The sequence below is a fragment of the Staphylococcus sp. FSL W8-1207 genome (assembly GCF_038003745.1).
Taxonomy (GTDB): Bacteria; Bacillota; Bacilli; order Staphylococcales; family Staphylococcaceae; genus Staphylococcus; species Staphylococcus equorum.
The window spans coordinates 1,656,364-1,677,676 of record NZ_JBBOPU010000001.1; the positions used below are offsets into that span (position 1 = coordinate 1,656,364).

At 31.8% G+C, this 21,313-nt stretch carries 26 protein-coding genes and 1 riboswitch; of the genes, 9 read left to right on the top strand and 17 right to left on the bottom strand.

The genetic code is table 11. The features are described from left to right. Positions 1-36 precede the first annotated feature (36 nt). The 4 genes from sufU to sufC all read right to left on the bottom strand — a co-directional run bounded on the left by sufU (position 37) and on the right by sufC (position 4,042). A complete protein-coding gene (gene sufU, locus NSR03_RS08210; RefSeq protein ID WP_021339849.1) occupies positions 37-486 on the bottom strand; it encodes a Fe-S cluster assembly sulfur transfer protein SufU in 450 nt (149 codons plus the stop codon). Next, complete coding sequence (locus tag NSR03_RS08215) at positions 476-1,714, bottom strand: cysteine desulfurase (protein ID WP_031266114.1); 1,239 nt, start codon at positions 1,712-1,714, stop codon at positions 476-478. Before NSR03_RS08215 ends, sufU begins: the two co-directional genes overlap by 11 nt. Positions 1,715-1,870: 156 nt before the next feature. After that, positions 1,871-3,178 (bottom strand): Fe-S cluster assembly protein SufD, encoded by a 1,308-nt coding sequence (gene sufD / locus NSR03_RS08220; protein WP_021339851.1) that lies wholly within the window; start codon positions 3,176-3,178, stop codon positions 1,871-1,873. 105 nt (positions 3,179-3,283) lie between these two features. Further along, positions 3,284-4,042, bottom strand: a complete 759-nt coding sequence (gene sufC / locus NSR03_RS08225) for a Fe-S cluster assembly ATPase SufC (protein ID WP_002512209.1) — start codon at positions 4,040-4,042, stop codon at positions 3,284-3,286. A 364-nt stretch (positions 4,043-4,406) separates the two neighbouring features. On the opposite strand from sufC, the gene NSR03_RS08230 reads away from it, so the two are divergent. Both NSR03_RS08230 and NSR03_RS08235 read left to right on the top strand, forming a co-directional pair. Further along, the gene (locus tag NSR03_RS08230) at positions 4,407-5,252 is read left to right on the top strand and encodes a DUF368 domain-containing protein (protein ID WP_069820993.1); all 846 of its coding nucleotides are present in this window, start codon (positions 4,407-4,409) and stop codon (positions 5,250-5,252) included. Between the two features lie 206 nt (positions 5,253-5,458). Further along, the gene (locus tag NSR03_RS08235; RefSeq protein ID WP_069820992.1) at positions 5,459-6,487 is read left to right on the top strand and encodes a hemolysin family protein; all 1,029 of its coding nucleotides are present in this window, start codon (positions 5,459-5,461) and stop codon (positions 6,485-6,487) included. 1,004 nt (positions 6,488-7,491) lie between these two features. On the opposite strand, the gene NSR03_RS08240 is transcribed toward NSR03_RS08235, so the two are convergent. Genes NSR03_RS08240 through NSR03_RS08250 form a run of 3 tightly spaced genes read right to left on the bottom strand, consistent with a single transcriptional unit; the run spans position 7,492 to position 8,665 of the window. Beyond that, positions 7,492-7,923, bottom strand: coding sequence for an EamA family transporter (locus tag NSR03_RS08240; RefSeq protein ID WP_441347730.1), 432 nt, complete (start codon positions 7,921-7,923; stop codon positions 7,492-7,494). Further along, positions 7,830-8,354, bottom strand: coding sequence for a DMT family transporter (locus NSR03_RS08245; protein WP_251469513.1), 525 nt, complete (start codon positions 8,352-8,354; stop codon positions 7,830-7,832). The genes NSR03_RS08240 and NSR03_RS08245 overlap by 94 nt, the downstream gene beginning before the upstream one ends. A 2-nt stretch (positions 8,355-8,356) precedes the next feature. Next, positions 8,357-8,665 carry an aminotransferase class I/II-fold pyridoxal phosphate-dependent enzyme gene (locus NSR03_RS08250; RefSeq protein ID WP_251469510.1) on the bottom strand — a complete coding sequence of 103 codons (309 nt, stop codon included), beginning with the start codon at positions 8,663-8,665 and terminating at the stop codon, positions 8,357-8,359. A gap of 635 nt (positions 8,666-9,300) precedes the next feature. Here NSR03_RS08250 and NSR03_RS08255 point away from each other — a divergent pair. Then, positions 9,301-9,555 (top strand): IS3 family transposase, encoded by a 255-nt coding sequence (locus tag NSR03_RS08255; protein ID WP_069820991.1) that lies wholly within the window; start codon positions 9,301-9,303, stop codon positions 9,553-9,555. A gap of 23 nt (positions 9,556-9,578) precedes the next feature. On the opposite strand, the gene NSR03_RS08260 is transcribed toward NSR03_RS08255, so the two are convergent. From NSR03_RS08260 to NSR03_RS08290, 7 genes are all read right to left on the bottom strand, one after another. Further along, the gene (locus NSR03_RS08260; RefSeq protein WP_069819067.1) at positions 9,579-10,394 is read right to left on the bottom strand and encodes a MetQ/NlpA family ABC transporter substrate-binding protein; all 816 of its coding nucleotides are present in this window, start codon (positions 10,392-10,394) and stop codon (positions 9,579-9,581) included. Between the two features lie 23 nt (positions 10,395-10,417). Further along, positions 10,418-11,113 (bottom strand): methionine ABC transporter permease, encoded by a 696-nt coding sequence (locus NSR03_RS08265; protein ID WP_002508186.1) that lies wholly within the window; start codon positions 11,111-11,113, stop codon positions 10,418-10,420. After that, a complete protein-coding gene (locus NSR03_RS08270; protein ID WP_002508187.1) occupies positions 11,106-12,131 on the bottom strand; it encodes a methionine ABC transporter ATP-binding protein in 1,026 nt (341 codons plus the stop codon). Before NSR03_RS08270 ends, NSR03_RS08265 begins: the two co-directional genes overlap by 8 nt. An 85-nt stretch (positions 12,132-12,216) precedes the next feature. Further along, positions 12,217-12,324, bottom strand: a riboswitch (SAM riboswitch). 55 nt (positions 12,325-12,379) lie between these two features. Then, on the bottom strand, positions 12,380-12,679 hold the full coding sequence (locus tag NSR03_RS08275; protein WP_021339857.1) for a thioredoxin family protein: 300 nt from the start codon (positions 12,677-12,679) through the stop codon (positions 12,380-12,382). Next, the gene (locus NSR03_RS08280) at positions 12,676-13,068 is read right to left on the bottom strand and encodes a toprim domain-containing protein (protein ID WP_002508189.1); all 393 of its coding nucleotides are present in this window, start codon (positions 13,066-13,068) and stop codon (positions 12,676-12,678) included. Before NSR03_RS08280 ends, NSR03_RS08275 begins: the two co-directional genes overlap by 4 nt. A gap of 305 nt (positions 13,069-13,373) precedes the next feature. Then, positions 13,374-13,754, bottom strand: a complete 381-nt coding sequence (gene gcvH, locus NSR03_RS08285; RefSeq protein ID WP_002508190.1) for a glycine cleavage system protein GcvH — start codon at positions 13,752-13,754, stop codon at positions 13,374-13,376. 168 nt (positions 13,755-13,922) lie between these two features. Further along, complete coding sequence (locus NSR03_RS08290; protein ID WP_002508191.1) at positions 13,923-14,276, bottom strand: arsenate reductase family protein; 354 nt, start codon at positions 14,274-14,276, stop codon at positions 13,923-13,925. A 143-nt stretch (positions 14,277-14,419) separates the two neighbouring features. On the opposite strand from NSR03_RS08290, the gene NSR03_RS08295 reads away from it, so the two are divergent. After that, positions 14,420-14,740, top strand: coding sequence for a thioredoxin family protein (locus tag NSR03_RS08295; RefSeq protein WP_002508192.1), 321 nt, complete (start codon positions 14,420-14,422; stop codon positions 14,738-14,740). 146 nt (positions 14,741-14,886) lie between these two features. Here the strand turns inward: NSR03_RS08295 and NSR03_RS08300 are convergent, their stop codons facing one another. Further along, complete coding sequence (locus NSR03_RS08300; protein ID WP_021339858.1) at positions 14,887-15,426, bottom strand: nitroreductase family protein; 540 nt, start codon at positions 15,424-15,426, stop codon at positions 14,887-14,889. Positions 15,427-15,492: 66 nt separating this feature from the next. Next, a complete protein-coding gene (aroD, locus tag NSR03_RS08305) occupies positions 15,493-16,212 on the bottom strand; it encodes a type I 3-dehydroquinate dehydratase (RefSeq protein ID WP_021339859.1) in 720 nt (239 codons plus the stop codon). A gap of 178 nt (positions 16,213-16,390) precedes the next feature. Here aroD and NSR03_RS08310 point away from each other — a divergent pair, with 178 nt between their 5' ends. The 5 genes from NSR03_RS08310 to NSR03_RS08330 all read left to right on the top strand — a co-directional run bounded on the left by NSR03_RS08310 (position 16,391) and on the right by NSR03_RS08330 (position 20,665). Beyond that, on the top strand, positions 16,391-16,816 hold the full coding sequence (locus NSR03_RS08310; protein ID WP_002508195.1) for an organic hydroperoxide resistance protein: 426 nt from the start codon (positions 16,391-16,393) through the stop codon (positions 16,814-16,816). 486 nt (positions 16,817-17,302) lie between these two features. Then, positions 17,303-17,839, top strand: coding sequence for a GNAT family N-acetyltransferase (locus NSR03_RS08315; RefSeq protein WP_069820989.1), 537 nt, complete (start codon positions 17,303-17,305; stop codon positions 17,837-17,839). A 215-nt stretch (positions 17,840-18,054) separates the two neighbouring features. Next, positions 18,055-18,321 carry a hypothetical protein gene (locus NSR03_RS08320; RefSeq protein WP_069820988.1) on the top strand — a complete coding sequence of 89 codons (267 nt, stop codon included), beginning with the start codon at positions 18,055-18,057 and terminating at the stop codon, positions 18,319-18,321. Positions 18,322-18,507: 186 nt separating this feature from the next. After that, on the top strand, positions 18,508-19,803 hold the full coding sequence (locus NSR03_RS08325; RefSeq protein WP_002508198.1) for a CitMHS family transporter: 1,296 nt from the start codon (positions 18,508-18,510) through the stop codon (positions 19,801-19,803). Positions 19,804-20,428: 625 nt separating this feature from the next. Continuing rightward, positions 20,429-20,665 carry a hypothetical protein gene (locus NSR03_RS08330; RefSeq protein WP_002508200.1) on the top strand — a complete coding sequence of 79 codons (237 nt, stop codon included), beginning with the start codon at positions 20,429-20,431 and terminating at the stop codon, positions 20,663-20,665. 13 nt (positions 20,666-20,678) lie between these two features. On the opposite strand, the gene NSR03_RS08335 is transcribed toward NSR03_RS08330, so the two are convergent. Further along, a complete protein-coding gene (locus NSR03_RS08335) occupies positions 20,679-20,894 on the bottom strand; it encodes a sterile alpha motif-like domain-containing protein (protein WP_069820987.1) in 216 nt (71 codons plus the stop codon). Positions 20,895-21,313 lie beyond the last annotated feature (419 nt).

The following is a 21,313-nucleotide window of genomic DNA, read 5'->3' on the forward strand; positions in this document are numbered from 1 at the left end:
ATGGGATTTTACACAATGTCAATGGTTCGACTCGAATTAGTCTCCTGCATTGCCTTCCTTTTCAACTGTACCCTTTTCTAAGGCTTTCCAAGCTAACGTGGCACATTTAATTCTTGCAGGAAATTGTGAAACACCTTGCAGTGCTTCGATATCTCCCATGTCTTCACTGATTTCATAATCTTCGCCAAGCATCATTTTTGAGAATTCTTGACTCATTTTCATGGCATCAGCTAACGAATTGCCTTTAACCGCTTCGGTCATCATTGAGGCGCTAGACATTGAAATTGAACAGCCTTCTCCATCAAATTTCGCATCTTTGATAAAACCATCTTCTATATCAAACGTAAGATGAATACGATCCCCACACGTTGGATTGTTCATGTCTACTGTCATAGATCCATTATCTAAAGTACCTTTGTTTCTAGGGCTTTTATAATGATCCATAATCACTGAACGATACAACTGATTTAAATTATTAAAATTCATATGAGAAAAACTCCTTCGTTTGTTTCAAGGATTCAACTAATTGGTCAATATCTTCTTTCGTGTTATAAATATAAAAACTTGCACGGGCTGTAGAAGATTGTTTTAACCATTTCATTAGTGGTTGAGCACAGTGGTGCCCTGCGCGAACAGCTACACCTTCAGTATCAACCGCAGTTGCAACATCATGCGCATGAACATCAGTCATATTGAAAGTAATGATACCAGCACGACGATCTTTTGCTGGACCATATATCTCGATACCTTCTATCTCTGACATTTTGTCATAAGCATACTGTGTTAACGTTGCTTCATGTTGATGAATTGCTTCGAACCCTAAATTTTGTAAATATTTTATAGCCTCTGCAAAGCCAATAGCTTGTGCAATCAGTGGCGTACCTGCTTCGAATTTTGTTGGCAAATCTGCCCATGAAGCTTCATATTTATCAACAAAATCTATCATATCTCCACCAAATTCAACCGGTTCCATGTTATTTAACAATGTGCGTTTACCATATAAAACACCTATACCCGTTGGACCAAGCATTTTATGACCACTAAAACTATAAAAGTCAGCATCTAAGTCTTGCATATCTATATCCATATGAGGGGCAGCTTGTGCACCATCCACACTGATAATTGCACCATGATCATGCGCTATTTCGGCAATAGCTTTGATATCGTTTATAGTGCCCAATACATTGGAAACGTGCGCTATAGCAACTATTTTTGTTTTTTCATTAATAGTTGCTTTAACATCCTCAATCGCTAATTCTCCATCTTCTGTCAATGGAATAAATTTCAATTCTGCCTTTTTACGCTTCGCTAGTTGTTGCCAAGGAACGATATTAGCATGATGTTCCATTTCAGTAACAACGATTTCATCACCTTCATTAACATTTGCATCGCCATAGCTATGTGCAACAATATTAATTGATGCTGTAGTACCACGTGTGAAGATAATTTCTTCAAAGTATTTCGCATTTATAAAACGTCTTACCGTTTCACGTGCATTTTCATAACCATCTGTTGCTAATGAACCAAGTGTGTGAACACCACGATGCACATTAGAGTTATATCGTTTGTAGTAATCATCAATCGCATCAATCACTTGAGTAGGCGTTTGACTTGTTGCTGTAGAATCTAGATAAGCTAGTCTATTACCATGTACTTGCTGCTTAAGAATTGGAAAATCTTTTACAATTTCACTAACATTTAATGATTCGGTCAAATTATCCACAGACCTTTCTTAATTAAAAATCTATAATCAGACCTTAGTAAAGTTAGGAAGGCTACTTTTAATTCAAATTTAAAAAGTCTTAACAAAAATTATTCGCATCCCTAACAATTGAATTACTACTGTCTTTAACGTAATTATTATCGTTAATTATTTATTAATTTTAAGTTCAATTACTTCACGTAATTTGCGTTTTACATCTTCAATCGGTAATTCACGTACAACTGGATCTAAGAAGCCGTGAATAACTAAACGTTCAGCTTCTCGACGTGAAATACCACGACTCATTAGATAATAAAGTTGTTCTGGGTCTACACGACCTACTGATGCTGCATGTCCTGCTTCTACGTCATCTTCGTCTATTAACAGAATAGGATTCGCATCCCCACGTGCCTTTTCAGAAAGCATGAGTACACGTGATTCTTGTTGCGCGTTTGATTTAGCGCCACCATGTTTAATGTAGCCAATACCATTAAATATTGTTGAAGCACTTTCTAACATAACGCCGTGTTTTAAAATATATCCGTTTGTTTCTTTACCGTATTGTACGATTTTAGACGTTAAATTGATTTTTTGACTACCCGTACCAATAACAACAGATTTTAATTCACTTTCTGAACGATCACCAATTAAATTAGTAGTATTATCAATTATTTGGCTACCTTCATTCATTAGTCCTAATGCCCAGTTAATTGTTGCGTCTGCTTCTGTCATACCGCGACGAATAATGTGACCTGTAAAGCCTTTGTCTAAATAATCTACTGAACCATAAGTGATTTTCGAATTTGCAGCAGCACTTACTTCTGAAACGATGTTAAGTTGGTTACCTTCACCACTTGCATTTGACAAATAGTTTTCAACATACGTTACTTCTGCACTTTCTTCAGTAGCAATAATAACGTGATTATAGAAACTTGCATTAGCATCGTCATGTAAAACAACGTATTGAATTGGATGTTCAACCACTACGTTTTTAGGTACATATACAAACATACCGCCATTAACAAGCGCTGTGTGTAATGCTGTTAATCTATGTTCATCAACAGTTACTGTGTCATTCATAAAATATTTTTTTACTAAATCAGGATGATTCTTCAACGCATCTGATAATCCTTCAATGATTACGCCATCGTTTTTTGCAGAATCAGAAACCTTTGTATAAGCAAGTGTATTATTATGTTGTATTACTAAGTTCTCTGTGTTTTCTACATCAATAATTTCTTTTACTTCTGCAGGTAGATTTTCAATTGATTCATAAACATTACCTACTGTTTCATGTTGTTTAAATGAATCGAAATCCCATTTGTTAATTTTTGTTTTATCTGGTTTTGGCATTTCTAAAGTTTCAGTTAATTTCAACGCTTCTCTACGTAATTCAGTTAACCAAGAAGGTTCATTATGGGCTTGTGAATATTCAACAAGTTGAGCTTCAGAAATGTTCAAAGTTTCAGTCGTCATACTATTTTTTCCTCCCATTTGATGATTGTATGATTTAATTCATTGGTATAAATCAAAACCTTAAATCTTCATCTAAATTAATGTTTTCATATGATTTGAGACTTATTATTGAGCGTTGAACTCTTCTTTAACCCATTCATAGCCTTCTTCTTCTAAACGTTTTGCTAATTCAGGTCCGCCTGAAGTAACCACTTTGCCCGCATACATAACATGTACATGGTCTGGAGTAATGTAGTTTAATAGACGTTGATAGTGAGTGATAATTAATGCACCGAATTCTTCGCCACGCATTAAGTTGATACCTTTAGATACTACTTTTAGAGCATCGATATCTAAACCAGAGTCAATTTCATCTAAAATTGCGAATTTTGGTTCTAACATCATTAATTGAAGAATTTCATTACGTTTTTTCTCGCCGCCAGAGAATCCTTCGTTTAAATAACGTTGCGCCATATCTTGATCGATATCTAAACGATCCATTTCTTTATCTAATTTTTTGATAAATTGCATCAAGTTAATTTCATTACCTTCTCCACGTTTAACATTAATTGCTGAACGTAGAAAATCTGCAGTTGTAACACCAGTGATTTCTGACGGATATTGCATAGCTAAGAAAAGTCCAGCTTTTGCACGTTCGTCAACTTCAAGTTCTAATATGTTAACACCGTCTAATAAAACTTCACCTTTCGTTACTTCGTAGTTAGGGTGTCCCATGATTGCTGATGATAATGTTGATTTACCAGTACCATTTGGTCCCATTACAACGTGTATTTCGTCTGTGTTAATTGTTAAGTTAACACCCTTAAGAATTTCTTTATCTTCAATAGACACATGTAGGTCTTTAATTTCTAATGTTGATGGCATACATATTCCCTCCGTATTATATGATATGTTTTTCTTATCTAGTTTATAATAATTTTAATCTACAGTCAAAAGACTGAGCCTTTCTTACATCTTCTAATTATAACGTAGTTATATTCGAATATAAACCTTTTCAGGAGCTAAATTAAAATCGTTATTAAAACACAATCATTTTCGATAGGGATTCTTTAATTTTTGTAACTGATAATAATATCATCTTTGTTCTCAATACCTATATTCTTTTAAATTAGAGTCTCAGTTCATTTATATGTGATAAACAATAATCTTTTCTATTTTGCTTTTAATATTATCATGCTTACTTTTATGCTATTATCATTTATATATTTTTAATCAAAAGGAGACTGTCATGTCAAAAATAAAATGGTCAAATATTTGGAAAGGATTTGCTATGGGAACAACTGATTTAGTTCCGGGAGTGAGTGGAGGTACAATCGCACTCTTACTCGGTATTTATGATGAATTCATTCGTTCTGTTAGTGGTCTTTTTTCAAAACGTTTTTGGGAAAGTTTAAAATTTTTAATACCAATCGGATTAGGGATGGTAATTGCTATTGGCTTGTTAAGTAAAGTTATTAATTATTTACTTAATGAACACACAGTACCCACGATGTTCTTTTTTGTTGGGTTAATCGCAGGAATCGTTCCATATTTATTAAAAACTTCTCGATTTAAACAAACATTTAATGTTAAACATTACTCTCTTGTAGCATTGGGTATCATTATAATTGTTGTTATTACTTTATTAAATAACGGCGACAAGCATGCAGGTGAAACACTAGAAATTTCAACTGGTCTTTTCATAAAATATTTTATTGCTGGTGCGTGTGCTTCTAGTGCTATGTTACTTCCAGGTATATCCGGATCATTTATGTTATTAGTGTTTGGAGTATACGGTACAGTAATGTATGCTCTCTCAGAATTTATTTCACTAAACTTTAATGCCATTCCTGTATTGATTTCTGTTGGTTTAGGCGTTATTGCCGGTTTCTTATTTGCTAGTAAAATCATTCAACACTTACTGACTTACCATACTTACTTAACCTATGCATTAATTATTGGTTTCGTAGTAGGTTCGCTTTACGCAGTATTTCCTGGCCTCCCGGATTCTATTTTAATATGGATAATTTCAATCATAACGATAATTTGTGGCTTTATTATTAGTTATAAATTAGGAAACACTACAAAAGATTAAAATTAATATATGTTTGAGACGCCGTCGATATTGCTCGATGGCGTTTTTAAATACACTTTCTCAAAGTTTTCGATGACACAAAAAACAAATTCAATTTTTTAAACTCTGTAAATCTTGATAGTGGATAACTACACTCATTTTTTATATAATGAACTTTCAATCATTTTTAGATTGAATCAGAAAATATTGGAGGAATTAATTAATATTTGGGAACCCTTATTAGTTTAATCACGTTTATCATTTTATTAATACTTACTGCATTCTTTGTCGCTTCAGAGTTCGCAATAGTCAAAGTTCGAACATCAAGAATCCACTCGCTTGCAACAGGTAATAACAAAAATGCACTTTCAGCACAAAAGGTAGTAACACACTTAGATGAATACCTAGCCGCCTGTCAATTAGGTATTACAATTACCGCTTTAGGCATCGGTATGGTCGGCGAATCGACTTTCGAGTTTATGTTACACCCGCTTTTCAGTAGTTTAGGTTTGTCAGATTCGATGATACATGTCTTCACTTTAATTAGCGCTTTCGTAATTGCAACCTATTTACACGTTGTAGTCGGCGAAATGGCTCCTAAGACAGTTGCGATACAAAAAGCCGAACAAATCACATTAATTATAGCTAAACCAATGATCATGTTTTACAAATTATTTTATCCATTTATATATATACTTAATGGTTCAGCGAGATTAATTTTGAAGATGTTTGGTATGCAACCTGCTAAAGAAAGTGAACTCTATCATTCCGAAGAAGAATTAAAATTATTGATTAAAGAAAGTCATGAAGGCGGAGAAATCTCTGAAAATGAATTAACACATATCAATCGTGCATTTGCCTTTGATGAAATGACGGTTAATGATGGTTATATTGCTCTCAACAAAGTTTCAATTATCGATATTAAAAATGATGTAGATGAAACAAAAGCTTATATAAATAATGCGAATTACACAAGATTCCCTGTATTTAGAGATAACCCAACTCAAATTGTTGGTTACTTACATGCTAAGGATTTTTTAAATGATGATTTAACGACACTTGAAGATATTACAAACGATATTCTAAAAGTAAGTCTTAATACTAAATACCATCATGTATTAGAGCTGATGAAAACACATCAAATCCACATCGCACTTGTCGAAGATGAAAACCGTAATCCTATTGGTATAATTACCATGGAAAACATTTTAGAAAATATAGTTGGCGATATTAAAGATGAGCATGATTTAGTCTAAATATGTACTTTAATTAAAATAGTATTTCAACCGTAGACAAACCACCGACGAAGTTAAGCAACTTTGTCGGTGGTTTTTTGTAGTTCTTTAAGTACAATCTTATTATTTTATATGTCAGAAGCGTTTGGCTCAGACACGGTTACATATTTACGTATTGAAGTATTCTGCAAGCACTATATTAGTCCTATTTGCTCATGCGTCTTGTAAGAATCCAGATAAATGCGCTAAAAAATAACCCGGAAGTATATGTCCCATCACTTTTAAATCATTTATGATATAAAAGCATCCCATAACTTCCGAGCTATTAAATAAAATATCAACAGCGAAAGTGATATTTTAGTGATTCTATATATAATCAATATATAAACCTTCCATTATTATAGAAAGCTTACCATTAATTTGTTAGTTCTCCCATTGAAAATTAAACTGATTTTTCTCAATCAATCTATTTCCATTCTCTTATTTTACTCACCTGAGACCACTATTTCAAATATAAGAGATAAGCGTGCATCACATGTTTCAATCATTTATTACAATTTACTTAATAAATTCTATACACAACACAAGTTCCTAGAAATTTCGTAAGCATTTACTCACACTTATCATAATAAACTTGAAGAATACATCCAAACTCAGGTCTCCCTCAGATTAAAGACAAAACATTCGAATTTGTAGATAGTTTTGTGCATGTTTTTATGATTGCAGCCTTTGTCTGTATCTTCAGCTTGTACTATTACTATAGTTGTCGGCGTAAAGATATGTCATTTTCACCCTTTATCCTTCCACTATTTACTATAAATTAAAAATAACCCTCAAACCGTTGTAGTTAAAGGATTCTTCATGAAATTTGGTGTTATTTTGCTGGAATAATTGAGCAATTTATCAAAGAAGTTCATGAATAATCAAAATACTGATATATAGGAATTTTTAGTTCATTCAAGTTAATTTATTGTTCATACCCTTGCCCTTATTATCAAAATTACACGCTTTTTTGCCCTTGAATTTTAACCAGAAGCTTTCTTTTTCTTCAATGCCAAATAAGCACCAAAGCAAGCTAGAAGGGTCCCCATTATAAGATTTATGCTAACCACCGATTCTCCCATAAGAACGCTTGCCGCTCCTCCAATTGCTGGAAACATCGCAACCATATATCCACTTTCAGAAGCACCGATGTTGCTAATTAATTTCAAATAAAATAACCATGCTAAAAATGAAGCTAATATAGATAGATATAATAGTCCAAACCAGAAATTAGGTTCTTGTGGTAACGCATATGAGTATCCTTTAAAACTAGTATAAATAATTAAAAATAGTACGGCAGATGACATACCTATTGTATTAGCTAAAACCGGATTAGTATTGTTATCACTATTATTACATCTCCAATAGATGTAATAATAGTACCAGCTAAAGCCATTATTACACCAATTATAAATTTACTTGTTAGATTATTTAAATCTGGGAATAAAATTATAAAAACACTTAATATGCCTATAAATTCACCCCAATATATCCTATTAGGTATTTTCTTTTTAAAGATTAGACTTATAAATATCGGTGTTAATATCGCCTTCATAGAAAATATAAGAGTCACTATTGCTGCAGTACTATAAAATGTACCATAATAGAGCAACAAATAACTTATTGTAAAATTACACAAACCAAACCCAATCACAGTAAACCAATTCACACTTTTTAAGTCTATTTTTTTCATTAGAAAGGAAAGTAGTATCGAAAACAAAATTAAGGCAATAACCGATCTGTATAATAGTGCAACTTCTAATGGTAAGCTATCACCTTGAATTTTCACAGCTATAAAATTTAAACCCCATACTAGCATACAGAAAAAATAAATTAAAAAATTCATAATTACACACTTCGCTTAATATTTAATTTAGCAAAAATAAATACAATAGAGGATACTAATAACTCCATTTGTTCTTCAGTATGATTTGGCGTTACATTAATTCTGAATCTTTCAGTACCGCTCTCCACAGTAGGTGAATTAATTGCTTGGACATATATGTTAAAATTATCAAATATTAATTTAGCTACTTGAGTACATTGCTTAGAACCACCTATTATAACTGGCAGAATGTGAGTTGTACTCTGTTCTAAAACTTCTAAACCATTTTCTTTCAATTCTGAAATCTTGTTAAAAAATAAAGTTTTATACATTAGCATTCCCCTTTATAATGTTTTATCCAGCAACTGATATTAAGTTAATATTCCCTTTCAGCTTATATTATATCACCCACTTTAATAATATTTAAATATAATTTATAGCAATTTAAATATTATGTTATTTATAATTCCTAACTGTAAAATTTTAATGCCTAACTACTTTACAAAATATTATATTTTTGATAACTATTTTTTAAAACATTATTTTTAGTTTAGTGATTAATATTTTGCATAAAATTGCCAAAAGTTATTAAACATAGACACAAAAATTCTATATTAATGAAAATGCTAATTAACTTTATATATTTTATAAATGCATAACTACCCACCAACACTTCTGCTGACGGGTAAAAATCAAAATGACTTTATATTATCTTTTAATTTACTACAAGACAGTTTTGTCCTAAAAATAACCGCTTAGGGAAACTTTAGATATTAAAAGTAAGACTCAAGTACAGAGATGATGAAAGTAATAACTTTCATCAACAATTTGAAAACAATATTCATATGGAAAAGGAATTGAAGAATTAAATAATGAGATAAATTAAAATTAGAAATTAAGCATCAACAAGCTGAAATTGATGTTTAAATAAGTACGAAGAATTGGAAAGGAAGTGGCGACAAAAGTAATGATACGAGTAGTTAATGCGTTGAAATTGAGCTTTCCAGTAAAAGTAATATTAGAGGTTTTTAACATCCCCAAATCTACTTATTATCGTTGGAAACGTAAAAATTATGAAGTAGATTCAGTTGAAGAAAAAACTAAATATATTTGTCATAAACACAACTATACCTATGGCTATAGAAAAGTAACTGCAGAATTAAATAAACATAGTGTCAAAAAGGTCAACCATAAAAAAGAACCCTCAAACCGTTGTGGTTAAAGGATTCTTCATGAAATTTGGTATTATTTTGCTGGTACAACCGCACCATCGTATTCTTTGTTGATATAGTCTTTAATTTCTTTAGACTGGAGTACATCAATTAGCGCTTTGATTTTCTCGTCATCTTTATGACCTTCTCTTACGCCAATTAAATTCGCATAAGGATTGTCTTTTGCTTTCTCTAGAACAATTGAATCATCTTTAGGGCTTAAATCTTGATCAATTGCAAAGTTTGAATTAATAATTACAGCATCAGCATCTTCGTTTTGATAAATTTTAGGTAAATATTCTGCAGATTGTTTATTATTAAATTTGATATCTTTTTTATTTTCTACAATATCATCAAACGTAGCGTCTTCTGTTTTAACGCCATCTTTTAATTTAATAAGCCCTTCATCTACGAAGAATTTTAAGAAACGTCCTTCTTCAGCTGGATTATTCGAAACATATACTGTTGCGCCTTTTGGTAAATCTTTTAAACTTTTATATTTTTTAGAGTAAACTGCCATAGGCTCCAAGTGAACGTTTCCTGCTGATTCCACTTTATAGCCTTTGTCTTCCTTCTCTGTTTTTAAATATGGTGTATGTTGGAAGAAGTTCGCATCAAGTTCACCTTTATCTAATAATTTATTCGGTGTTGTATAATCGTTAATCGTTTTGATTTTTAGTTTATAACCTTTATCTTCTAACAATGGTTCTGCTTTTTCTAATATTTCTGCGTGCGGTGCTGGTGAAGCTCCGACTGTAATTGTCTTATCTTTTTCATCTCCGCCACCGCCACATGCTGCTAATAAAAACGCTAAAGCTGCTACAGAAACTAAACTTAATATTTTTTTCATATAATAAAGTCCCCTTTTAAAATTTATCGTTTATCTATTTTATTTGTAGACCAGTCACCAATAAATTGAATAATAAATACAATAATCAGTATTAAAACTGTTGATACAAATATGACGTCATTTTGATTTCGTGTGAAGCCAGTTAAATACGCTAAGTTACCTAAACCACCTGCGCCAATTACACCTGCAACTGCTGTTGATCCAACTAAAGCAATTGCAGTCACTGTAATACCGGATATTAAAGCTGGCATTGCTTCTGGTAAAAGGACTTTTTTCACTACTGTCCATGTATTTGCGCCCATTGACCAAGCCGCTTCGATTACGCCTTTGTCGATTTCTTTAAATGCGATCTCTACTAATCTTGCATAGAACGGTGCAGCACTAATAATCAATGCTGGTAAAGCTCCAGTTGGTCCACTAATTGTTCCTAATATTAAACTTGTGAATGGAATCAACAAGAGTATGAGAATAATGAAAGGTATCGCTCTGAATAAGTTTACGATAAATGAAACTACACTATAAAAGACTCTTGCCACTGGTGATTTACTTTTAGCTGATAAGAAGAGTAATACACCTAAAATCAGTCCTAAAACAAAAGCAAACGCTGTTGCTATTACAGTCATATAAATTGTTTCATATGTTGCTAACCAAACTTCGTCCCAACTAATATTTGGCATAGTAACCATCTCACGGAGTATGTCACCAAACGAATTACCCATGCTTTAACACCTCCACTGAAACGTGTTGCGCTTCTAAATCATTTTTGAATTTTTCGAATTTTTCTGAATTTACTGTTGGTAAATGCACTACTAAAAAGCCGATTGAACCGTCTTTCGTATGTTTAATATTAGCTTCCAATATATTTACATCAATATTATGCGTCTTAGTTATGTATGATACTAACGGCTCCGTAGTATTGCTTCCTGTAAAATTCAAGCGAACTACATAATCATTTTCATTTAATGTTATTAAATCTGTGATAGATTCATCAAAATCATCGTCTAAATCATCTTTCACAAAGCGTTTTGTTACTTCATGTTGTGGGTTTTCAAAGACAGTTGTAACCTTGCCTTGTTCAATTACACGGCCACTTTCCATAACAGCGACTTCATCACAGATACGTCGAATGACATGCATTTCGTGTGTAATGATTACGATTGTTAAATTTCGTTCTTCTTTAATCTTTAATAATAATTCTAGAATTTCATCTGTCGTTTGAGGATCTAACGCACTTGTTGCTTCATCGCAAAGCAATACAGTAGGTTCATTAGCTAATGCACGCGCGATACCGACACGTTGCTTTTGACCGCCTGATAATTCCGATGGATATGCATTTTCTCTTCCTTTTAGTCCTACCAATTCCACTAGTTCTAAAGCACGTTGCTTCGCTTCACGGCGTGAAACACCAGCAATTTCTAGCGGAAATGTAATATTATTTAATACATTTCGTGACCACAGTAAATTAAAATGTTGAAAAATCATGCTCACTTTTTGACGTTTTTTTCTTAAATCTGATTTAGATAAATCACCAATCTTATCTCCATCAATAATTACGTCACCTGAAGTAGGTTGCTCAAGATTGTTCAAGAGTCTTACTAAAGTACTTTTCCCCGCTCCTGAAAAACCAACTACTCCAAAGATTGAGCCTGATTGAATGTTTAAATCAACATGATCTACAGCTAGTACGTCGTGTTTTTTTGTCTTGTACCTTTTGACTATTTGATTTAATTCAATCATCACACTTGCCTCCTTGTATTACACTATCAATTAAAAAATGCTTCCTCTTTTATTCAGTGAAGAAAAGAGAAAGCATTAATCGCTTCTCTCATCTCCCAAAGTTAATCGTAACTTCATGTGAATTGGCACCATTTCTGATTCAGACGGTTGCCGGGCTTCAAAGGGCACATCCCTCCACCACTCTTGATAAGAGTATCATTTATTTAATTATTTTTAATCCTATCATCGCACTCATGTTTCGTCAATAACTATTTTAAATTTTCTAACAAATAAGGAACAGATTGAAATGCGTAAATTCTTTTCTGCTCTTTACCTTTAGACATCAACATGAGCACAGGTACAGATTGTATTTCTTGCGCTTGGCTAAAATCAGGATGAAAATTCAAATCTATTTTTGTAATTGGTAGTTTCAAAATTTCATTTGCTATATCTAACATGCGTTCTGAAACTTTACAAGTTCCACACGTTGGTGTATAACCAAATATTAAATATTTTTCTTTTTCTTCATGTTCGTGCACATCTGCACGGTGTTCACTTGTTACATTCATGTTAATAAACTTACCCTTTCAGCTATATAATCTAATTTTGCTTTAGCTACTTTTTCTGCGTCTTTTACAGAAAAACCATGTTTTCGCAGTACTTTGGATAAATATGGTTTAGGGCATCTAGCAACCTCACAATATTGTCTATCTATGCGTATATGTTTACTTTCACTGAGATATCGTTTGAACCATTTCCGTATCTTTTCACCTTCTTTATCTGAATCAACAAGAATATACACTTGTTTATCATATAAAGTTTCAACCATTTCATCGATTTTATCAATGCCCATAGTACCGTTTGTACATATGATATCAATTGGCTGATCAATAACTTGCTTTACCCGCTTCTTGTCTGACTTGCCTTCGACAATGATAACTTGGTTTAGTATCGTCATGACATCCACCCTCTAAATGTTGATAGTTGTTCAATCTACTTAGTTCTTCACAATACTTAGCGACTATAAACATAATTTACATATTCCTAATCTTATCTTATTATTGAAAATAATTTTTGTCATTTAAAGACATCTAATTAAATATTCATTATCTTATATAAGAACTGTTTTTTAGTACTATTAAGCTATGATTTACTATAGCTCACTTTATACATCTTTTAACTTGACTAAAAACCACATAAAATAGATTATTCTCATTAAAAAAACCCCAAGATAATCTATATCATGGAGTTCATACTTTGTTTTTATTCACCAATCATTTCTGAGTATTGCTCAGCTGATAGTAATTCATCTAATTGACTTTCATCACTTAATTCAACTTTTACCATCCATGCTTTATCGTATGGTGATTCATTTACGAATTCTGGGCTGTCTTCTAATTCTTCGTTAGACTCGACAACTTTCCCAGTAACAGGTGCGTATAGTTCTGAAACTGTTTTTACTGATTCAACACTACCAAAAGTTTCACCTTCGTTAATCTCATCGTCGACTTCTGGTAATTCAACGAATACGATATCTCCTAATTCACCTTGAGCATATTCAGTTATACCAATTGTTACTGTATTTCCTTCAATTTTAACCCATTCATGTTCTTTAGAATATTTAAATTCACTCGGTACTGCCACAAGAATCCCCTCCTAAATGATTTTACATATTAATGATGCCATATGAAAAGCTTTCAAGCAACTATTTCCTGATACCATAATGCAATCAGATGTTTTCACAGCAATAGATGAAGCGTTTCCATAATCACTATTGTAACCACTTATTTAATTATGAATTTAAAATTTATTTTATAACCAAGTTTCTTTATATTGGTCTTCTTTAAATCCAACTGTAACTTTATTTCCTGAAATGGCTAGTGGTCTTTTAACTAACATACCATTTGAAGCCAATAAATCTAACTTTTCATCATTCGTTAGATCTTTCAACTTATCTTTCAATCCAAGCTCACGATATTTTGCGCCATGTGTGTTAAAAAGTTTATTAATATCAATTTCTGTCGCTTCAATAATATCTTTAAACTCGTTTTTAGTAGGTGTATGTTGAACGATATCAATTGGTTCAAAACTAACACCATACTCCTGTAAGAACTTAGCTGCCTTCTTACAAGTTGTACAATTAGGATACTGGTAAAATTTTATCATTATGCTGTACCTCCTATGTCTAGTTAACACTAATATATCAAATTTCTACTTAAAACGCTCTTAATATCAAGCTGATTTTTTTAATAATGGCTAATTGTCAGTTATAATAAAGTTAATAATATCTAAAATAAAGGAGTTATACTATGCAACCAATAAATTCTACAGACAATTTTAAAGAAACAATACAAAGTGATAATCCTGTCATTGTTAAATTCGAAGCAGGCTGGTGTCCAGATTGTAAAGCGATGGACATGTGGATTGATCCAATCACTGAAAAATATAATGATTACCAATGGTTCACTGTAAATCGTGATGAATTAGAAGACGTAGCGTCTGACAATGATGTAATGGGTATTCCTAGCTTGTTAGTTTTCAAAAATGGAGAAAAACTAGCTCATTTACATTCAGCAAATGCAAAATCTCCAGAACAAGTTGAATCATTTTTAGCAGAAACATTTAAATAAATTATAAAATATTGCAGATGAAAATCTAAGGCATACACTTAAGTATAAAGGCCGCATTGAATTTTAATTTCAATGCGGCCTTTATATATTTATCTCAACAATCATTCAAATGACTGCTTACCCACTTTACAATTATTATATGACAGTTAAAATTTATCAATTATATTATTTAGATGACGTTCTCTATGTGGTACTTCGTCTTCTAAATCAGTTAAATATAAAAATCCGACTAAGCTCTCATCGTCTTTCACTCCAAATAACGCACGCATTTCAGGTTCAAAAATATATGCTGGCGTTTTCCAACACGTACCAATGCCAACTTCATGTAGAAGAAGCATTAAATTTTGAGTGAAAGCTCCAAATGCCATATAATTTTCTAAATTTTGTTTTTGTCTTGGGTCTTCTTTTAAGACTAAAGCTAGCATGCCCCCAAGATTTGTTGCTACATTATAATGATCTTCTTGTTTTTTCTTCAGATTAGGAAACGCGATTTTGGTAAGCTGTTTACTCATATCTCCTAATCTATCTTTAGCAATATGAACAACTCTCCATGGCTCTCTCATACCATGATTAGGTGCATCAGTAGCTTGTTGAATAGCTTGATATAAAGCAGCATCGTCTATATTCATATCTCTTTTGAACACTTTAATACTACGACGTTGTGCTATTGCTTCCTGCAATTCCATATAATATCGCCCTTTCACTATTGATAATTATTTTCAATTATAAGACAGGTCGAGATTATTTTCAAACTACTCATATAACTTTAATTGTTGTTTTAACGCTTCAACATGAATTTGACCTGGTGCTTTAGGACTATCAAGACAGCCATACGTTACAGTGCCTCCAAATAATCCCTGCGCAGTCCTTGATATAACACCCAATTTTGACATTGCAATGCCTATTACTTGTTGAGTGACTGAATCAGACGTTTCTGACATCGCACTTAATAAATTAAGCACATCTTGTTTTTCATGAGGCATTACTGCAACTTTTAAATAATCTGGTTCAAGTTGATGCATTTTAAAATAAAGATGTTTTAAAGCTTCTAATGCCGGTGTTTTTTTAAAATCATGATAGGACAATACCACTTGGATTTGTTTGCTTTTAAATTGTTCAATTAAATCTATTAAAGGTTGTGTTGATTTCCCGGGTTCAAATTCAATATCAACTAAATCAATATGTGCTAAATTGATCATTTCAGCTAATGCATTCAAATATGCTTCTTGTGATAACGTGCCGCTTCCACCTTGTGAAGAAGTACGATAAGTAACGAGTATTTTTTTCCCTAAATTTAAACTATAGATATTGTCTACTACTTTAGACACATGCTTCACATCAAAATCCACCCACTGATCTATTCTAAGTTCAATGATTTCTATTGAATCTTGAAATTTAATTAAGTCTTTTATAGTAGATTGTGAAAGTTCGTTTTCTGGCGCTATCGTAACAGCTATATCAACTTCAGTCATTTTTATTACTTCCTTTATCTAATATGATTAAAATAATTGTATAACAATTTTCAAAAATAAAACAATCAATATACATTAACTTATAAAATGGCAGTATTAATCAAAGAATGAATTTTATATGATTTAAAAATAATTCTTCGGGTATACAGTAATAGTAAGTCATTAAGGAGGTAATAAAATGGCAGTAAATTATGAAACTAAAGCAACAAATACAGGTGGCCGTAACGGACACGTTCAAACAGATGATAAAGCAATCGATGTAGCGGTTATTCCACCAGCACAAGCTGACGCTGAAAAAGGTACAAACCCTGAGCAATTATTCGCAGCAGGTTATGCCTCATGCTTTAACGGTGCATTCGATTTAATCTTAAAACAAAACAAAGTGAGAGATGCTGAACCAGAAGTAACTCTAACTGTGCGTTTAGAAGATGATCCAGATGCTGAAAGCCCTAAATTGAGCGTTTCAATTGATGCTAAAGTTAAAAGCGTATTATCTCAAGAAGACGCTGAAAAATATTTACAAGACGCACACGAATTTTGTCCATATTCAAAAGCTACACGTGGCAACATTGACGTTGATTTAAACGTAGAAGTTGTTGACTAGTATTTAATATAATATTTAACCCCTAGACTCTATTTCGAGCCTGGGGGTTATTTTGTGTTTTGATGTTTCTGCCCTCTTATTTCTTGATGTCTTTAGTATTCTCTGTCTAGGTATTTAATTGTCATCATCACTAAATTGAGTGAAAAAATAAACAACTAAAATTGCAAAAGAAACCAGGATAAGTGATGTCAGAGAAACAATAATTATAATTAATGCCTCCAAAAGTCTTGCCTCCACTTTAGTATATACCACTATATTATATCATAATCCATCAAATGAATTTCAATTCTTTAAATTTTAAATTTAATTAAAAATAAATTTAAAGCGATGAATTTATTAATCCAAGGAATTTTAAGTTAATTATATTTTTGACATAAGCAAATGGAAAAGTTGCCCAATCACTTCTTTTACTATAGTATTATAAATAAAATATCAGAATATTAATTATTTTATTATATATACTTTGTACAGTTTAGGAGGCATTCAATGACAGATATACGTTACTTAACAAGTGAAGATTCATCTATTTATCGCGCTTTTTTATTAAAGGGCATCCACAAAGAACTTGAAGTATTTGCATGGAAATTGCAAAATGACAAATGCTTAGTTGAATTAAATATACAAAAATTACTTTCTTCACAAACATCAGATTATGCAGTGCTTGGTGCCTTTAAACAAGATGAATTAGTTGGTGCGGCTACTTTAATTCACAAACAAAAATATAGCTTATCTCATAAAGCAATAATGGAAAACATGTGTGTCCAAGGTCATGATGATCATTCAAGAGATTATATCTCTAAATTGTTAATGCGCCATATTTTCCAAATATGCCATGACAAAGAAATAGAAATCTTATTAACTTCACTCATTTCTAATAATATTAGTGGAAAAGTATTTTTCAGTAATCTCAACTTTGACACGCTCTTTTTAGAGGAACATGCTAGAAAATATGAGGACTATTACGTCGATGAACATTGGTTAATATATTACTTTAAAGGCAATGATTTAGAACTATTTAATTAAATAGTTGATACCTGTATATAAAATAATGTTATATTTATTTTATAATCACAATAGCTCGCTTTATGTAGCAAAATCATCGAGTTAAATTTCAAAAGTTTTCCTATAATGGCTTGCAATCAAAAGCATTTAGAAATATTATTTTAATAAGTCGTACTTACAATCTACATATGCACATTAAAATATCATCTTTCCAATTATAGAAAGGACTGAACAAATTGAAATATGCTACTACATTACTATCTTTGTTCTTATCATTAATCACTTTAGCTACACCTTTACTAGCTGTTAACAAAGTGATAGAAGGCGATATGGAAATATTAGCAGGCGCTTTGTTTATCTTAGGTGTTTTATTATTTAACCTATACGCTTGTATACGTGGCGATCGTGTAGCTAATATCTTTGCTATGTTCGTATCCATCTTCGCATTTATTCTAATGAGTTATCCAATATGGAAAACATATGTAATGGGTTTTTTAGGTTAGCTTTCTTTTTATACATAACTTCATCTATTTACTATCAAGTGCATCTATTGTTAAATTCAAATTTATCAATAGATGCACTTTTATTTTAAAATTAATTCTTTAGAAAGTTTTTATATAAGTTTTTATTTTTCATTTTACAAATCAAATGAAAGCGCTATAATTAGACAGATGGGGGGAGTCAAACATATGAATTTAGCTTTATTAGGTTTCATTATGATTATCGTTTTCTTGATATTAATCATGTCACGTAAAATGTCAGCATTAACAGCATTGATTGTTGTACCAACTGTTTTTGCTTTGATTGGCGGTTTCTACTCTGGTCTTGGCGAATACATGCTTAAAGGCATTGAAACAGTTGCACCAACAGGTATTATGCTCACGTTCGCCATTTTATATTTTGGTGTCATGATCGATGCCGGGTTATTCGAACCTGTCATCAATCAAATTATTAAAGTAGTTAAAGGGGATCCAGTTAAAATTGCAATGGGTACTGTTGTCCTAGCTTCTATGGTCGCATTAGACGGCGATGGCACTACTACATTCATTATAACTGTAACTGCAATGATGCCACTATATAAAAAAATTGGCATGAGCTTATATACACTTTCAACCTTAGCACTACTATCAATTGGGGTTATGAACATGTTACCTTGGGGTGGCCCGACAGCACGAGCAATTTCATCTTTACAGGTTACCACTGAGGAAGTTTTCATACCTATTATTCCTGCAATGATTGCAGGTATCGTTTTTGCTTTTGCCGTAGCATACATATTAGGTAAACGTGCAAAAAAATACATTACTTCTAATACACATATTGATTTAGATGATGTAAGACCTACAGATACGAAAGAAGAGTCATTATTAAAAAGACCTAAAATGCTCATACCAAACGCAATTTTAACAATTTCATTAATTGTTTGTCTTGTGATTGGTCTGTTGCCTATTCCAGTTATGTTCATGCTTTGGTTCGGTGTTGCAGTTGTACTCAATTATCCAAACCTAAGTATTCAAAATTCAGTAATTAAAAAGCATGCTGGCGATGTACTATCAGTAATAAGCCTTGTTTTTGCATCTGGTATCTTTACGGGTGTTATGGATGGTACACATATGGTTGATGAAATGGCAAATACATTAGTGCAAATTATTCCTGATGCTTTAGGTAATCATTTTGCTTTAATTACTGCCATACTAAGTGGGCCTTTCACTTACTTTATGGCTAACGATCCATTCTATTATGGCGTATTACCAATTCTTGCTGAATCAGCACAACAATTTGGTATATCTAAAGTAGATATGGCCAGAGCTTCAGTATTAGGACAACCGCTTCACGTATTAAGTCCACTGTATGCTGCCGGTTATTTACTAGTCGGTATGCTAGATATTGAATATGGACAAAACCAACGTATTGTTATCAAATGGGCAATAGGATCAAGTTTATTTATGATTCTAGTCGCTTGTATTCTCGGTATTATACCTTGGTAGAATTATTTTTTTGACGTGTATAACAACGTTTGAAATTAAGAGCCTGGGACATAAATATCCCATTCTCAAATTAAAAGCAGCAATCTATTAGTTTCTAATGGATTGCTGCTTTTCTATGTTAAAATATTTGTTAATTAATTTAGTTATCTTCATTAGTATCTATATTGGCCTTTATATAAGTTCAATCAATGAATAATCTAACGTTTTGTTTTTGTTTAAAAATGGCAGTGATTTGGGCTGCCTCCTGCGGGAAAAGCACTAGCCGAAGACTACAGGATGAGGCCGTGCACGCGAAAAGCATGTACTAAAAGCTGCTCATAAAGTCGTAAGTTTTTTCAACGCTATGACTGGAAACACTCTTTTGAGTGCTTCCAGTTTTTTATTTAGTAATATTCATATTTTTTGATTAACACATACTAAAAAGCGGGTATATAAAAAGAAAACGCATAACCCATTGCGTTACACGTCATCAAGTATTATTTATTTGAATTACTTGTTTATTAACTTTAAAATTATATAGCTAAAAAATACGATTAAATTTCATTTATTTCACAATTATCGTTTTACCCATATCATACATGGGTAAAACTTAATGTCGGATTTACAATATTAAGGAGTGTTATTTATGAATCAGCTCAAAGAGTGTAATTATATTAATCCTTCGAAAGTTTCACTTGATTGGGAATGTTTTGTCGTCAGTAAGACTGATATGGAATTAGATGGATTACCTAGAGAGCTTATTAATTCATGGATGGCTCAAAGTATACTTGAACCATTCTCTATTAGAAATAATGAAATTAATTTTAAAACAAAAGATATTAAAGATGCTTTAAACAAACAAAACTGGTATTACGAAACATAGATTACTAAATATATTAAGCTATGCTTATATTATTAAGATATAAACTCAGCGCCCGTTTAGCAGAAGCTAACATTTCATGATCTATATAATTACTACAAAAATACGAGTTTAATTCATTATAGCTAGTTGCATCTTTAGGGAAATTATTATCCCTTTTAATTTTGTGAGCGAGTTGTCCAAGAGGTGTATCGTCTTCTATAAAACTAATTACAAAATCATAAAATGTCATAAGCATTACCTCGATTTTATATATTTTTAAATCGTTACATGATTTACCATATCGTACTTTTGTCTAATCATATCAAATATAAGTTATTTGTCTACCACAATTCTTTTTATTATTTAAAAAATTAAAAAGAATTGTTGTTATGGCTATATTTAATTCGGAAATGTAAACTTTATAAAGTTTTTTTAATTTAAAGTAAACATTATAAACTGCCTGCAAAATTGCGTGTTTTGTAAGCAGTTTTTTAATTTAAAAAATAAATGATTACTTTTTATGATATGCCAAGAATTAGAATTAACACCCTTTTGCGTCCATTATACTCATATATTTTGAACGAAAAAATGACTGTTAGATTTCCGTAGAATTCTAACAGCCATTTAATAAGTCTAGGATTGCTAGCCTAGACTTATTTATATTCATAT